Raw genomic sequence first — 14792 nt, 5'->3', positions numbered from 1 at the left:
CAAAATCAGTTGGGTTTGGAAGGGGATTTGTCATCGGAGGAGAAAAGGCGGGGCAGGGGCACTTTCAGAATTAGCACCGGATTGCTGGTGGTGCGTGGGCGGCTGCGTTCCGTAATGGTTTTCACCTTTCCTTTCTCTTTAGAGCTCAAGATGCCCACATATTCCCCGATGAGGCCAACCACCGTGGGTAACGTCAGGTGCACCGTCAGCTCTTTCTGAGTGCTAACCGGAGCAGCTTGCCCAGTGCGGCTTTGTGCCTGGCTACTCAGGGTAGCGAGAAGCAGCACAGCAGACAATAAACCTAATTTGACACCCGACATCGATACTATAATTACTGCTGTAAATATGCCACTATAAACTAGTATCCCTATATCTGCCGCCGGCTTTTTGCTTTCCGGGCCGGCTTTAGCTCCGTCAGTACAGATGAGTTCTATTTCTGCTAGGGTCTTTTCGGGCTGAAACCGCCGCAAACTGCCCGGTGGCTAGGGCGAAAACTTGCCGAAACCCTCCTACCTTGGGGCTACTATGATGTACTCAGCCCTGTATCGGGCGGCCGTGCTACCGGCTGCTTTCAGTTGTCTGTTAATGGCTAGCTGCACGCCCCGGCCTAGTGCCACTAGGGTGGCAGCGGCACCCAACCGCTTTGCCGCCGACTCGGTGCTGCGGCGCATTGCCACCAGCCAGGATGAGCGCCGTACGGGCGTGCTGCTGTTGTATCTCACGAATTCCAACACGGCCTACCGGCAGGCAGCCGCCGAAGCCCTAGCCTCGGTGCAGGACAAAACCGCCACGCCCTCGTTGCTCACGCGCCTGCAAGACCCCGAGCCAAGTGTGCGCCGGGCCGCCGCCTATGCCCTAGGCCAAACTGCTGACTCAACCGCCGAAGCCGGCCTAACGCAGCGCATCAGCACCGACCCCGATGCTGTAGTGCGGCGCTATGTGCTGGAGGCATTGGGGCGTTGCACCTCGCGGGCGGGGCTAGTAACGCTCACGCGCCTGCCTGCCTCGTTGGCTTCTGATACGGCCGCTCTGAGCGGACAAGCGTGGGGGCTCTATCGGGCTGGGTTGCGTGGTCTTACCTCCGAGGCCGCTGTAGTGCGCCTAGTGCAGCTGCTAGGCCGCGACAAGCCCGTAACCGCCCGGTTGGCCGCCGCCAATGCCCTAGCGCGTACGCGCGGGCTCAATCTGGCTCCTTACGTTCCGGCTATAAGCGCGGCAGCGCAGCATGATCCGCATTATGCCGTGCGCAGCGGTGCCACCTCAGCCCTGAGCAAAGCCGCCACCGACCCTACTGTGCCGGGTATATTAGCTGCCCTAGCCCGCCGCGACCCAGATTATCGGGTGCGGGTAAGTGCGTTGCGTGCCCTGAGTGCCCCCATGTACGCACCCGTAAAGGAGGCCGCCTGGGATGCCCTGACTGATGCCAATGCTCAGGTGGCCTTATCAGCAGCTGAGTTTTTTCTGGCTCACGCCACTAACGAGCCCGGAACCTTATTTCTGGAGAAAGCCAACCGCTTGGAGCAATGGCGCGTGCGGGCCACGCTACTAGCTGCCGCGCTGCGCCAAACCGGTCCGGAGCGCCCCGCCATTCAGCGTGCGGTGCAGGAGCGCTACGCCGCGGCCACTAGCCCTTACGAAAAGGGGTACCTGCTGAAAGCCCTAGGCGAAGACCCCGCCGCCTTCAATTTTGTGCAGCAGGCCACGTTTGCGCCCAACCAATCGGTAGTAATTGGTACGTATGGCATGGAAGCCTTGGTAGCTATGCGCCACCAGGCAGGCTTTCCTGCTACCCTACAAGATGACTTTGCCCTGACCTTGCGACGCGGTGTGTTGAGTGGCGATGTGGCCCTCATGGGTACGGCCGCTGAAGCTATCCGGGACCCCAAGCTGGACTTGCGCCGGGTACTATCCAACCCTGATTTCCTGTTGCAAGCCCGCGACCGGTTGACTCTCCCGCGCGACCTAGAAGCGTGGCTTTCGTTGCAGCAGACCATTGATTTCCTGCAAAACCGCCCCGCTACGGCCGCGCCCATTGCCAAAGCTGCCACGCACCCCATCGATTGGGGAGTCGTGAATACCATCCCGGCCGGGCAGCGTGTGGCCGTGCGCACATCCAAAGGCGACATAGTAATGCAGTTGCTGGTGGAGCAGGCACCAGGCTCCGTCGCCAGCTTTGTTGAGCTGCTGCGAAAAGGCTTTTACGACGGCAAAAACTTCCATCGTGTGGTTCCCAACTTTGTAGCTCAGGGTGGCTGCCCCCGTGGCGACGGCTGGGGCAGCTCCGACTATAACCTCCGCTCCGAGTTTGCCGATTTACGCTACGGAGAAGGCGCCGTGGGGCTAGCGTCAGCGGGCAAGGATACCGAAAGCTGCCAGTGGTTTATCACGCACGCCCCCACGCCCCACCTCGACGGCCGCTACACCATCTTCGCGCAGGTAGTGCAAGGCATGGATGTCGTCAGCCGCCTCGATATTGGCGACCGTATTGAGAAAGTAGAGCTCATAAACTGATGTGCTGATACCAGAACCTGGAGAAAGCTTCGCCCACCAAAAAGCCCCAACTACATGTGTGCAGCCGGGGCTTTTTGTATAACATGCAAAAGCGGATTACTCTTCGTCGCGGCCGTGGGCCTGCGCGGGTGGGGTAGTGGCTTCTACTGCCGAAAAGGCTTCCAGTATTTTATAGGTGTGCGAGGCTCCCTTGGGCACCACCCAGGAGTTACCGGGTTCTAGCACAACCATCTGGCCTTCAATGTGCAGCTCGGCACGGCCTTTTAGTACGTAGCCCACGGTTTCGTATGGCCGTGAAGAAGGCTCTTTTGCTTCACTAGGTTGCTCATCTTCCCAGAGGCGCATGGCCACATGTACGCCCGAGGCTAGGTATTTTTCGCCATCGGTGCCGGTAGGGGAGAAGCGGGAATCAACTTTGGTGATGGTGGTATCAGCCATGAGATAAGTGAGTAAGGTGAAATACTAGTAATTCTCCAACCTAACGCGGTCCAGCTACAGGAGGTTGCTATTGGTGTTCAGGCAAACCTTACTTTCGCTGGGTGGTTAAAAAAAGTCGCCGACGGCTTATCTTCCACTTGTTGGCAGTTAAACGCAGGCCTTGGCCTTTTTTGTAGTGTAGTTATGCTTTCTCTTGATCAGGAGTTCCTACAGGAACTAGCCGAAGCGCATCGGCTAACGGCCGCTCCACTGCCGGCCGCAGCCTTTTGCCAACTGGCCGAAGACCTGCTAGATCTGCTGTTCCCGGAGCGCTCCGTGCGCCCCCTCCGCGACTCCGATGCAGTAGCCGCTACCCTGCGCCAGTTGCAAGATGATTTGACGGTTTTGCTGCGGGCAGTGCCTACGCCTCAGCCGGCGCCGGAGCTAGCCAGCGCCCTCATGGCCGGGCTCCCGTTACTGCGCGCAATGCTGCTGCAGGATGCCGCCGCTATTGTTGAGGCGGATCCTGCGGCTCAGGGCATGGCAGAGGTGGTAGGTACTTACCCGGGTTTCTATGCTATAGCCATGCACCGCTTTGCCCACGGCCTGCACCAGCGGGGCGTGCCGCGGGTGCCACGCATCCTGAGCGAATACGCGCACCAGCGCACCGGCATCGACATCCATCCGGGCGCACGTATTGGTCCTTCCTTTTGCATTGACCACGGAACCGGCCTAGTAATTGGCGAAACGTGCGTAATTGGCTCTCACGTCAAGATTTTTCAGGGCGTAACACTAGGTGCCCTTAGCGTGGCAAAGCACCTGCAGGGCATCAAGCGGCACCCCACCATCGAGGACCATGTGGTGATTTACGCCGGAGCCACTATTTTGGGCGGCAGTACCACGGTGGGCAGCCACAGCATCATCGGGGGCAATGTGTGGCTTACCGAGAGCGTGCCTTCGCACTCCCGCATTTACCATCGCGCCCAGATCCACGTTACCCGCACTCAGGACCCCACCGAGGACATCATGTTTTCCATCTGAGCAGTGAGCTACAGCTCGTCTTCGGGCCTGCCTGCTGCTTCTTTGCCTATTGATCATTCATTCATTTACTCAACCTAATGAAAGCCAACTCCATTCTCGATACCATCGGCAACACGCCTCTGCTACGCATTAATAAGCTGTTTGCTCATCGCCCCGATGTAGAAGTGTGGGTAAAGCTGGAGCGCGCCAACCCCGGCGGCAGCATCAAAGACCGCATTGCCCTGAGCATGATTGAGCAGGCTGAGCGAGATGGTATTCTGACGCCCGATAGCCTGATTGTGGAGCCTACCTCCGGCAACACGGGAGTAGGGCTAGCCATGGTGGCCGCCGTAAAAGGCTATAAGCTTACCCTAGTAATGCCCGAAAGCATGAGCATTGAGCGCCGCCGCCTCATGGCCGCCTACGGTGCGAACCTGGAGCTGACGCCCCGCGAGAAAGGAATGAAAGGCGCCATTGAGAAAGCCAACGAACTAGTGCGCGACACGCCCGGCGCCTGGATGCCGATGCAGTTCTCCAACCCAGCCAACATCAAAGTACACGCCGAAACCACCGCCCAGGAAATTTTGCGCGATGCTCCGGAGGGTGGCTTCGATTATCATATTACCGGCGTGGGCACCGGCGGCCACATTACAGCCGTAACGGAGCAGCTAAAGCCTCACTTCCCGAATATGAAGACGTTTGCCGTAGAGCCGGAGCTTTCGCCGGTAATCAGCGGTGGCGCTCCTGGCCCGCACCCTATTCAGGGTATTGGTGCCGGCTTCATCCCCGAAAACCTCCACACCGATGTGCTGGATGGTACCATTCAGGTGAGCCAGCAAGAGGCGTTTGAATATGCACGTCGGGCTGCTCGTGAAGAAGGTATTTTCATGGGCGTATCGTCGGGTGCGTCGCTGGCGGCGGTGGCCAAAAAACTGAACGAGGTGCCCCAGGGTGCCCGTATTCTCACTTTCTGCTACGATACCGGCGAGCGTTATTTGTCAGTAGAAGGCCTGTTCGTGTAAGTACTAGGCTATTAACTCAAGCAAAGTGCCCGTACTGGCTAGCCGGTACGGGCACTTTGCTTTTTACCGCGGGCGTCGAAACCCCTAGGCAACAAAAAAAGCCCAACCGGTAGGTTGGGCTTTTGAGTACGGGAGTGGAGAATATCGGAGTCGAACCGATGACCTCTTGCATGCCATGCAAGCGCTCTAGCCAGCTGAGCTAATCCCCCGTTTTATAGTTCCATTCGCCGGTTGCGTTTGGTGTGACAAAAGTACGGTGCCTTTTTGAATCTGCAAGTCTTGAAGGTAAAAAAGTGGAAAATAATTGCGCGTATGGAACTAAAAAAAGGGGTTGACGCTAGCGTCAACCCCTTTTTGCAAAGCTAAACCGTTGGCTTAGTTGAAGATGTAGCGCAGGCCAATCTGTCCCTGCCAACGCGAACCAATTCCGCCGGTATCATCGCGGAAGGTTTTGCTGAGCGGAACACCCGGTGTTACCGTGGTGGTGCCGTTCACCGTCCGAGAGGAGGGGTTCGTCAGGTAGCGGTACTCAAAAACAGGCTGACTATCAGCGTTGTAACCAGCAAAAGTCAGCGGGTTCACGCGGTTGGCCGTCTGGAAAGTACCCCAGTCGCTGTTGATCAGGTTGCCAACGTTGAAGATGTCGATGCTTACCTGCAGGCTATGACGATTCTCACCGATGTTAGTGAATATATCTTGCAGCAAGCGTACGTCGAGGCGGTTCTGCCAGGGGCGTACGGCACCGTTACGCTCCGCGTATTGGCCGCGGCGGGAGCTTAGGTACTTGTCCTGGTTGATGTACGCGTCCAGGTCAGCCCACTGCTGAGCTGCGGTATAGCGGCCACCGCCCTGAGCAGCCGTCAAGTTAATGTCGCGCAGGTTGATTTCGCTCTGCGTGCGGGGTACGTACATCAGGTCGTTCGACGTCTGGTTGTCGCCGTTCATGTCGCCGGAGTACACATACGAGAAACGGCCGGCAGGAGCAGCTTCAAAGAACAGCGAAAGGGTAGTGCCTAAGTGGCCCAAGTACTCCTTGCGGTACGATGCCGAACCGATGATACGATGCTGCTGCAGGAAGTTAGAATAGCTCAGCGCTTCTGCGTTCGGGTCGCCGGATACGGCACGGTCACGCCAGATAGATTGAGCAATCGAGCCGCCATCATTTACCGAACGCGAATCAGAGTACGTATAGGCAGCGCTCAGGTACAAGCCAGCATCGAATGACTTCTGCAGCTGGCCTGTCACGGCGTACGAATAGCCTTTGTTCGTGTTTTTCATCAGGATAGCATCACTGATGTTCGGATTAGTAGCAGAAGCACCACCACGGCCCGCGTAAATCTGGTAGTTACGGGTAGTAGCCGCCAAACCGTTCGTTATCACCACCGGGTTGTTAACGGTGTAGAAAATAGGCCGGGTATCGGCGCCGCTAGCGCGGTTGTAAGGAGACTCCTCGCTGCCGGGCAGGTTCACGTTCTGATGATACACCGCATTCAGGTCGCGGGTATAGAAGGCTTCCAGCGTACCGATGATGCCACCAGGTAGTTGCTGGTCGATAGCCAGGTTGGTGCGCCACACCTGCGGGAATTTGAAGTCCTTGTCGGTAACAGCCAAGTTGTAAGCCGTATTGGCGCTAGCATTCTCCGGACGGTAGGCATCTACACTAGGGTCGAAGTACGATGGAGTGCCCGTTACGGGGTTCACAGTAGCCGAGCCGCTCAGGCTGTACGAGCCGAACTGCACACCGTTATTGCTAGCCTGGTTCGAAAGCCAAACGAAGGGTACCCGGCCGGTAAAGATACCCGTACCGCCTCGTAGCTGAGTCTTCTTGTCGTCGTTTACATCCCAGTTGAAACCAACGCGGGGCGAGAACAGAACCTGCTTTTTGGGTACAGCGCCGGTGTTGATCTTCACTCCGTCGCGGAAGGTCAGGTTGGCCGCAGCCGTGTTCTGTGTCAGGTCTGAAGTCAGGAACGGAAGGTCAGCCCGCACCCCGTAGGTTACACGCAGGTTGTTACGCGGCGACCATTCGTCCTGGGCATACAGGCCAAGCTGGGCTGCTTCAATGTCGGCGAAGGGGAAGGCGCCGCCAGGAATAGCAGAGTACTGCAGGTTGTAGCGAGCTGGGCCCGGACGCGTTTCGCCAGGAGCTAGTGCAGTCAGTGAGCCCGAAGTCCGGTCGTAGTTGAACCCAGCGGAAGCGTAGAAATCTTCCAGTGAGTTGAACGAGTAGTTACCGTAGTAGTTCGGCGCAAAGCCGTTCCGGAACTTGTAGTATTCGTTATAAGTACCAACCGTTACGTTGTGCTTACCGAGGTAAGCCGTGAAGTTGTCACCAATCTGGTAAACGTCTGAGTTCAGGATGTTGAAAGCCGAGAAAGGCTCGTAACCAAATGAAGTCAGCGAGTTAGAGGCGTTAATGCCATTTAGGCCGGCGCCCGTGCTACGTCCAATGCTGGTTCCAATATCAACCAGCGGGAAAATACCGCCGCTGCTTTCGCGGTAATCGCGGAAAGCCGAGTAACCTGCCGTCAGGTTGTTGCTGTACTTACCACCACCTAAGGTGCTGTTCAGTTCAGCAATAAACGAGTTGAGGTTGTTATTGATAGTGTAGTAAGACGACGAGAATGGCAAGCCAAACTGCGACTGGGAACGCTGATTATTGATAGCTCCCGAGGTGCTTGGTGGAATATCCGCGTACGACTTCAGGTAGTTGTACTTGATGTTGAAGCGATGATTCTGGTTGATGTTCCAGTCAAGCTTCACCGTCGCCTTGTCACTGTTTGAACGCAGCTGATAGTTCTCGTAAGCGCCAGCATTGTAGCCATACTGCTGCTGCAAGAAGTTACTCAGAATGTCCAGTTCACGTGCCGAAGCTTGTGACGTCTGGGAGCCAGCTACTGGTGGCGTCTCAGAGCGGTTGGCCGTGAAGTTACCAGTCGGCGGGTCGTTACGACGCTCGCGCTCGGCATTCACGAAGAAGAACAGCTTGTCCTTGATGATAGGACCACCTACCCGGAAACCTTCGTTATGCAACCGGAAGTCAGGGTAGTCCTGCTTGAAGTCGCCTACTTTGCTACCTACAAAGTTCTGGTCGCGGTAGAAGCCGTAAAGCGAGCCCGACACTTTGTTGCTACCGGAGCGAGTCACTACGTTAATGCCAGCACCCGTGAACGAGCCTTGGCGTACGTCGAAGGGCGCAATGCTCACCTGAATCTGGTCGATGGCATCCAGCGAAATGGGCTGTGCACCAGCTTGGCCGCCTACCGTTGATTGCAGACCGAAGGCGTTGTTGAAAATGGCGCCATCAACGGTAATGTTGTTGAAGCCACTGTTGCGGCCACCAAAGCTTTGGCCATTAGCCTGGGGCGTAAGGCGGGTAAAATCGTTCAGCGAACGGTTCAGCGTAGGCAGGCGCTCAATCTGCTCGCGCTGTACTGTCGTTGCCGCGCCGGTTCGGCCAGCGTTGATAATAGGGTCCTGACGGCCGCTTACTACCACCTCACCCAGTACCTGTTCTGATTCGCTCAGGTTAATGTCCAGGCGCTGGTTCTGGCCTAGGCTTAGGGAAATATTTTCCCGCACCGCTTCCTTGTAACCTACGAAGGTTACCCGTACCGTGTAGGGTCCCCCTACACGCATGTTTTGCAGGTTGAAGCGACCTTCTGAGTTAGTAGGCGCTACGTACTGCGTGTTGGTAGGCGTGTGCACCGCAATAACTGTCGCACCGGGCAGGCCTTCGCCAGCTTTGTCGGTGATGACACCGTTCATTGCTGCTGTGGTAGTACCCTGTGCCCAGCTTACGTGTGCTGCCAAAACAGCCAGCGGCACCAGAGCTACAGAAGCGTAAAGATTGCGTTTCATAAAGGGGGATTAGTGAAAATCGACTGCAAAATTAAGGCACTGCTTTCAGGACCAATGTTATTAAAATGTTATTAATAATTGACTGGATAGAGATTAGTACTATTATAATTATTGCGTGAGTATATCTAATACGCTTGATATTGTTAAGGAGCTAAGTAGGAGATAAACAACATAAAAAAGCGGGCGGAGAATATCTCCGCCCGCTTCCGGGGTTGCACTAAAGCAAGTTGATCAGGAATGCTTAGTTGAAGCTGTAACGAACACCTAGCTGGCCCTGCCAACGCGAAGCGAAGGGAGCAATGTCGTAGCCACGGTTGCCGTTGGCAGCGAAGGTAGCAGGGAACGAGAAGGTCGGACGGACGTTCGGTCCACCTGTCGTTTCTGGACGCAACAGTTCGATTGCGTTGTTAGCTACGAAATACTGACGGCCCCAGTCATTGTTCAGCATGTTGCCCAGGTTTTGGATATCAAAGCTGATTTGCAGGCTGTTCTTTTTGCCTCCAGCAGTGAAGTTAAAGTCCTGTGCGATACGAATGTCAACCTGGTGCGTCCAGGGAGTACGAGCAGCAAAGCGCTCGGCGTACTGACCACGGTTGTTACGCAGGTAAGGATCGTTCTCGATGAAAGCTTCCAGCTGATTCTGAATTTCAGCCAAAGAACGGGTGTCCGTAGAACCGCTAGTTACTAGCTGAATTTCAGCGGCATCACGCGCATTGCGGGGGATGTAGATCAGGTCGTTTCCGAAGGCGCCGTCGTTGTTCAAGTCACGTCCACCCTGGCCATACACGTAAGCAATTGGCGAACCAGCCAAGCCTTCGTAGATAACCGAGATGTTGGTAGCCAGCTTATCAGCAGCGTAGCGGAAGGTGTAGCCACCGGTAGCCAGCACGCGGTGACGACGGTCGTTGGCTGAGAAGCCCAGCTCTGGGTTGTTCGGATCGAACTGTACTTGGTTGAACTGCCAGTTAGACAGAGCCGTGCTGCTAGCACCGCTGTTCACTTCTTTCGACTTGCCGTAGGTATACGCCACCGAAGTGTTCAGACCATTGGTGAACTGCTTCTGCAACTGTACAGTAGCGTTGTAGCGGTAGCCTTTGTTCGTGTTTTCCAGCAGCAGAACGTTGGTATAATCATTCGGATACACACGGCGGGCGCTTGGATACACAGGGCGCTGATCCGGTCCGGCCAGACGGCCGTTTGGAGCTACAAGGTTAATGTTCTTGTAGTAGATGTCGTTCAGCGTCTTGGTGTAGATACCTTCTACTGTGGCAACGATGTCTCCGGGCAGACGGAAGTCAACGGCCAAGTTCGAGCGCCATACCTGGGGAAGCTTGAAGTCTTCGCTTAGTACGTTGATTTCCGATGTACGAAGAGCACCTGAGCTGTACGTAGCTGGAATCTGCGAAATGTTGGTTTCAACAGTAGCTGGGTTCTGTACGTCAACGGCACCCTGAATCAGGCCGCTGTTGGTGAAGCTGTTCGAAATCCACACAAACGGTACCCGGCCGGTAAATACACCTGTACCACCACGTACCTGCAGTTTCTGGTCATTGTTTACATCCCAGTTGAAGCCTAAGCGCGGAGCCCACAGCAGCTGACCGTTTGGTACGTTCTGGGTGCTGATTTTGGAGCCGAAGCCTACGTTCACTTTCTCATTGTTCCCTGGCTTGTCGAAGAAGAACGGTACATCCAGGCGTACCCCCATCGTCAGGCGTAGGTTTTCCAGCGGAGAGAATTCGTCCTGGGCATAAATGCCCATCTGCATGGCGCTGAAAGAAGCCTCACCATTGTTGGCACGGGCATAAGAAGCCTGCACCCGGTTGGGCTTGCTGTCAAGGAAAGCCTGCAATGTGGGGAACTCGTAGTAACCAACCCCGTTGTTGATAAACAGGTTACGGAACTTGAAGAACTCGTTGTGCGTGCCAAGCGTCAGGTTATGCTTGCCAATCGTCTTGGTCACGTTGTCCGTGAGCTCAATAATGTCCTGGTCCAACTCATTGAAACCAGAGCTACGCTCGGTACCGAAGGTGTAGAGGTTACCCGCTTCACGAATTGCGAAGGTTGGGAATAGGGTGCCGGGCGTATCGCGCTTATCGCGGATGCGGGTATAGCTCACCAGCAGTTTGTTGGAAATACTTCCCAGGCTGCTGTTTAATTCAGCAACGCTGCTGTTGGTGGTGTTGTTGAATTTGTAAGCGTTGCTGCCAAAACGCAGGGAAGAAGAGCCGCGCGTAATGTTGTCGTCGAAAGCCTCAACAAAGTTGTGACGCACCGTCAGCTGGTGGTTCTGCGACAAGTTGAAGTCTAAGCGCCCAAAAATCTTGTTGCTTTCTGTCCGGCGGTTGATTTCACCGAATTCACCTACGTTGTAGCTATAACGCGAAGCAGCAGTGCTGGCAATCGTGTTGATAACGGTCTGATCGATACGTGAAGCAGAAGTGCCAGGTGTAAACGCTAGTGGCTCGCTGCGACGGCTAACTTCGCCGTTCAGGAAGAAGAAGATTTTGTCCTTCACGATGGCGCCGCCTACGCGGGCACCCGTCTGGTAGTTATAGAACTCAGCAGCCTTCGTGCGGGGCTCAGTTACGCTTTTGCCAACGATGTTCTCGTTGCGACCAAAACCGTAGATAGAAGCTGACAGGTCGTTGGTACCGGAACGCGTTACGGCGTTGATGCCGCCACCGGTAAAGTTACCAAGCGTTACATCGTAAGGAGCCAGTACGATCTGGAGTTCCTGGATAGCATCCAGCGAAATAGGCTGAGTGCCGGATTGACCGCCGGGAGTACCGCTACCTGCCAGACCAAATACGTCGTTGTTTACCGCTCCGTCAATGGTGATGTTGTTGTAGCGGTTGTTCGAGCCACCCAGTGAGCTGCTGCCGCCACCATTGGACTGGGGTGTGAGGCGAGTAAAGTCCTGCAGGCTGCGGTTCAGGGTTGGCAGGCGCTGAATCTGCTCGCGCGATACCGAAGTAGCTGCACCGGTCCGGCCCGAGTTAATTACTTGGTCGCGGGTGCCGCTTACTACTACTTCACCCAGAGTCTGCTCTGATTCGCTCAGGTTAATGTCCAGACGCTGGTTCTGGCCCAATGTCAGGAAGATGTTCTCGCGTACCGCTTCCTTGTAGCCTACGAATGAAATGCGCACGGTGTAAGGACCGCCTACGCGCATGTTCTGCAAGCTAAAGCGACCTTCTGAGTTGGTAGGCGCTACGTACTGCGTGTTGGTAGGCGTGTGCACCGCAATAACTGTCGCACCGGGCAGGCCTTCGCCAGCTTTGTCGGTAATGACACCGCTCATTGCCGAGGTTGTGGCTCCCTGCGCCCAGCTTGTGTGCGCTGCCAAAACAGCCAGCGGCACCAGAGCTACAGAAGCGTAAAGATTGCGTTTCATAAAGGGGGATTGGTGAAAAAAAGAGGTATGCTGAGAAAAACTAGGTTCAAAACTAGGGCTTCAAAATTTGAAGCCCATTGCGTTAATGCTGCATAGCCACAGCACCTTCACAGCTACTTTTCGGCGCAAAGGTAAGAGGGAAATTCACAATATTGGTCTTACTGCCTTAATGAATCTGCTGAGGTAGTAATCTGTCTCCAATGCGTTTTCTACAACTCCTAAGGAGCTGGAGGAGTGAATGAACTGTACACTTTCCGGAGAAGCCTCGGTGACTAAGCCGACGTGAGTTATGGTATTGCTGCCAGGTGAAGCTCCGAAAAATACCAAATCACCAGGCCGCAAGTCCTGAGGGCGTACTGGATTTCCCCAGAGAGCTTGTTCATTGCTGGAGCGCGGGATGTCCACATTAATGGCCGCGAAGGACTCATGCAGTAGCCCTGAGCAGTCCATACCCAGCCGGGTAGTGCCACCGTATTTGTAGGGAGTGCCCTGGAAAGAGCGTGCCGTTTCGATAACGGCGGATAATTGTGCGGGCACATTAGCCGGGAATGCGCGGCCAGCAGGGCGGCGCGCCACCACTTTTCTTTTGCCAGCGGCCGTTGAGGTCTTCGATTTTGACTTTACCGTAGCGCGGGAAATGCCGCGCTTTCGCTCCGCCGCTTTCATGCGCGCCATGTCACGCGCCGAGTAATACCGGCCGTTTCGGTAGTTTACTTTGCTGGTGCTGCTACAAGCGGCCAGCCAACTCACAAGTACCAGCAAAAAGACGGCTAGAAGTGGACGATGCCACTGCGCCGAATGCCGTACCTTCGTAACGTTTTCCCGCATTGGGCGCAAAGATAAGCGTAGCGGTCATTTTACTTACGAATACTCATGGAATTTCAAGTTTTGACTCCTGCGCTACTAGCCGAGTTTGAGGCTATTGTAGGTTCTGAGCATGTATTGACAGCCCATCGCGTGGAGGCGGAGGTATACGCCGATTATGGCCGAGACCATACGGAAGACCTTCATTTTGCGCCTGATGTGGTGGTTCGGCCGGCGAATGCCGAGCAGATCAGTGCTATTGTACGCCTGTGCCATCAGCACCATATTCCGGTAACGCCCCGGGGGGCTGGTACAGGGCTGAGTGGAGGAGCTTTGCCCATCCATCAGGGGCTAGTGCTGAGCACAGAGCGTCTCAACAAGATTATTGAAATAGACGAACGGAACCTGCAGGCTACCGTCGAGCCGGGCGTAGTTACAGAGGTATTCCAGAACGCCGTGAAAGAGGTGGGACTGTTCTACCCACCGGACCCCGCCAGCAAAGGCAGCTGTTTCCTAGGTGGTAACTTGAGCGAAAGCAGCGGCGGACCTAAGGCTGTTAAATACGGCGTCACGAAGGACTACGTGCTCAACATGCAGGTAGTGCTGCCCACCGGCGACATTATCTGGACGGGGGCGAATACGCTCAAAAATGCCACCGGCTACAATCTCACGCAACTGCTGGTAGGCTCCGAAGGCACACTGGGAATTATTACCTGTATCGTTTTCAAACTGCTGCCTTATCCGCAGCAGAATATCCTGATGCTAGCCCCGTTCCGACAGGAAATGCAGGCGGCCGAAGCTGTATCTGCCATCTTCAGAGCGGGTATTGTGCCTTCCGGGCTGGAGTTTATGGAGCGGGAAGCCATTGAATGGTCGTCGCGTTACCTCAATATTCCGCTTAATCTGCCGCCAGATGTGCGTGCTCACCTGCTGATTGAACTGGACGGCCAGGATCTGGATCAACTCTATAAGGAAGCCGAAGCCGTGTACGCTGTACTTGAGAACTATGATGTAGATGAGATTTTGCTGGCCGATACGGCTGCTCAAAAAGATGATCTGTGGCGTATCCGGCGCAACATCGGCAATGCTGTCCGCTACAACTCTGTGTACAAAGAGGAGGATACCGTAGTGCCGCGCGCTGAGCTGGCCACGCTCCTGAACGGCGTTAAGGAAATAGGGAGCCGCTACGGTTTCAACTCGGTCTGCTACGGCCATGCCGGCGACGGCAACCTGCACGTCAATATTATCCGTGGAGAGCTAGACGATGAGATGTGGCACAACGGACTGCGGCAGCCTATATCCGAGATATTTGAGCTGTGTGTAAAGCTGGGCGGCACTATCAGCGGCGAGCATGGCATTGGGCTGGTCCAGAAGCCCTACATCGGTATTGCCATCGGGGAGGCACAACTCAACCTAATGCGCGGCATTAAGCAAGTATTTGACCCGCACGGCATCATGAATCCGGGTAAAATATTTTAGTAGGGCCCGTGTGTATCAGCTGCCTCAGCGGAATGTTTTACCGGCCGCTAGTAGTGAGAATAGGAAATAAGCTCTGAAGCTAACTTTCACTAGCAGCAAACTGGCTACTTAGTAACTACTACTAAGAGGACAGAAACATTCGACACAGGCAGTTACTAGCCCCTGCAGTTGCCCAAGCCCGTATGGCGCCATCTTAATAAGTAGGAAGCTTCTGGTAGGCACTCGTCACAGTGCGCCCTCATGAAATCCGGCGCCAAATCAGTGGCGACGTACCCTATGAAACA

General features: G+C 55.2%; 9 protein-coding genes and 1 tRNA gene. 4 read left to right on the top strand and 6 right to left on the bottom strand.

Going from position 1 to position 14792, the window contains the following annotated elements:
• Positions 1-5: 5 nt before the first annotated feature.
• Entirely contained in the window at positions 6-287 is a 282-nt protein-coding gene (locus ACYVHC_RS06225; protein WP_460612801.1) for a hypothetical protein, read from the bottom strand.
• A gap of 238 nt (positions 288-525) precedes the next feature.
• Between ACYVHC_RS06225 and ACYVHC_RS06220 the strand changes: the two genes are divergently transcribed.
• On the top strand, positions 526-2511 hold the full coding sequence (locus ACYVHC_RS06220) for a peptidylprolyl isomerase (RefSeq protein WP_460612800.1): 1986 nt from the start codon (positions 526-528) through the stop codon (positions 2509-2511).
• Positions 2512-2607: 96 nt separating this feature from the next.
• On the opposite strand, the gene ACYVHC_RS06215 is transcribed toward ACYVHC_RS06220, so the two are convergent.
• Positions 2608-2949 carry a cupin domain-containing protein gene (locus ACYVHC_RS06215; protein WP_460612799.1) on the bottom strand — a complete coding sequence of 114 codons (342 nt, stop codon included), beginning with the start codon at positions 2947-2949 and terminating at the stop codon, positions 2608-2610.
• A 183-nt stretch (positions 2950-3132) separates the two neighbouring features.
• Here ACYVHC_RS06215 and ACYVHC_RS06210 point away from each other — a divergent pair, with 183 nt between their 5' ends.
• Positions 3133-3969 (top strand): serine O-acetyltransferase, encoded by an 837-nt coding sequence (locus ACYVHC_RS06210; RefSeq protein WP_460612798.1) that lies wholly within the window; start codon positions 3133-3135, stop codon positions 3967-3969.
• Positions 3970-4046: 77 nt separating this feature from the next.
• Positions 4047-4970: a PLP-dependent cysteine synthase family protein gene (gene cysK / locus ACYVHC_RS06205; RefSeq protein WP_460612797.1), complete on the top strand. Its 924-nt coding sequence runs from the start codon at positions 4047-4049 to the stop codon at positions 4968-4970.
• Between the two features lie 135 nt (positions 4971-5105).
• Here cysK and ACYVHC_RS06200 read toward each other — a convergent pair.
• The 4 genes from ACYVHC_RS06200 to ACYVHC_RS06185 all read right to left on the bottom strand — a co-directional run bounded on the left by ACYVHC_RS06200 (position 5106) and on the right by ACYVHC_RS06185 (position 13053).
• A tRNA-Ala gene (locus ACYVHC_RS06200) sits at positions 5106-5179 on the bottom strand.
• Between the two features lie 166 nt (positions 5180-5345).
• Positions 5346-8831: a TonB-dependent receptor gene (locus tag ACYVHC_RS06195; protein WP_460612796.1), complete on the bottom strand. Its 3486-nt coding sequence runs from the start codon at positions 8829-8831 to the stop codon at positions 5346-5348.
• A gap of 241 nt (positions 8832-9072) precedes the next feature.
• Positions 9073-12225: a TonB-dependent receptor gene (locus ACYVHC_RS06190; protein WP_460612795.1), complete on the bottom strand. Its 3153-nt coding sequence runs from the start codon at positions 12223-12225 to the stop codon at positions 9073-9075.
• 144 nt (positions 12226-12369) lie between these two features.
• Complete coding sequence (locus ACYVHC_RS06185) at positions 12370-13053, bottom strand: C40 family peptidase (protein WP_460612794.1); 684 nt, start codon at positions 13051-13053, stop codon at positions 12370-12372.
• Between the two features lie 45 nt (positions 13054-13098).
• Here ACYVHC_RS06185 and ACYVHC_RS06180 point away from each other — a divergent pair, with 45 nt between their 5' ends.
• Positions 13099-14508, top strand: coding sequence for an FAD-binding oxidoreductase (locus ACYVHC_RS06180; protein ID WP_460612793.1), 1410 nt, complete (start codon positions 13099-13101; stop codon positions 14506-14508).
• Positions 14509-14792 lie beyond the last annotated feature (284 nt).

The sequence above is a fragment of the Hymenobacter seoulensis genome (assembly GCF_054780535.1).
The sequence above is the reverse complement of the archived record's forward strand: the minus strand, read 5'-3'. Positions and strand labels throughout refer to the sequence as shown.

Coding starts and splice junctions, on each gene's coding strand:
- ACYVHC_RS06210 (WP_460612798.1), top strand. CDS start 3,133: ATGCTTTCTCTTGATCAGGAGTTCCTACAGGAACTAGCCGAAGCGCAT.
- ACYVHC_RS06215 (WP_460612799.1), bottom strand. CDS start 2,949: ATGGCTGATACCACCATCACCAAAGTTGATTCCCGCTTCTCCCCTACC.
- cysK (WP_460612797.1), top strand. CDS start 4,047: ATGAAAGCCAACTCCATTCTCGATACCATCGGCAACACGCCTCTGCTA.
- ACYVHC_RS06220 (WP_460612800.1), top strand. CDS start 526: ATGATGTACTCAGCCCTGTATCGGGCGGCCGTGCTACCGGCTGCTTTC.
- ACYVHC_RS06190 (WP_460612795.1), bottom strand. CDS start 12,225: ATGAAACGCAATCTTTACGCTTCTGTAGCTCTGGTGCCGCTGGCTGTT.
- ACYVHC_RS06180 (WP_460612793.1), top strand. CDS start 13,099: ATGGAATTTCAAGTTTTGACTCCTGCGCTACTAGCCGAGTTTGAGGCT.
- ACYVHC_RS06185 (WP_460612794.1), bottom strand. CDS start 13,053: ATGCGGGAAAACGTTACGAAGGTACGGCATTCGGCGCAGTGGCATCGT.
- ACYVHC_RS06195 (WP_460612796.1), bottom strand. CDS start 8,831: ATGAAACGCAATCTTTACGCTTCTGTAGCTCTGGTGCCGCTGGCTGTT.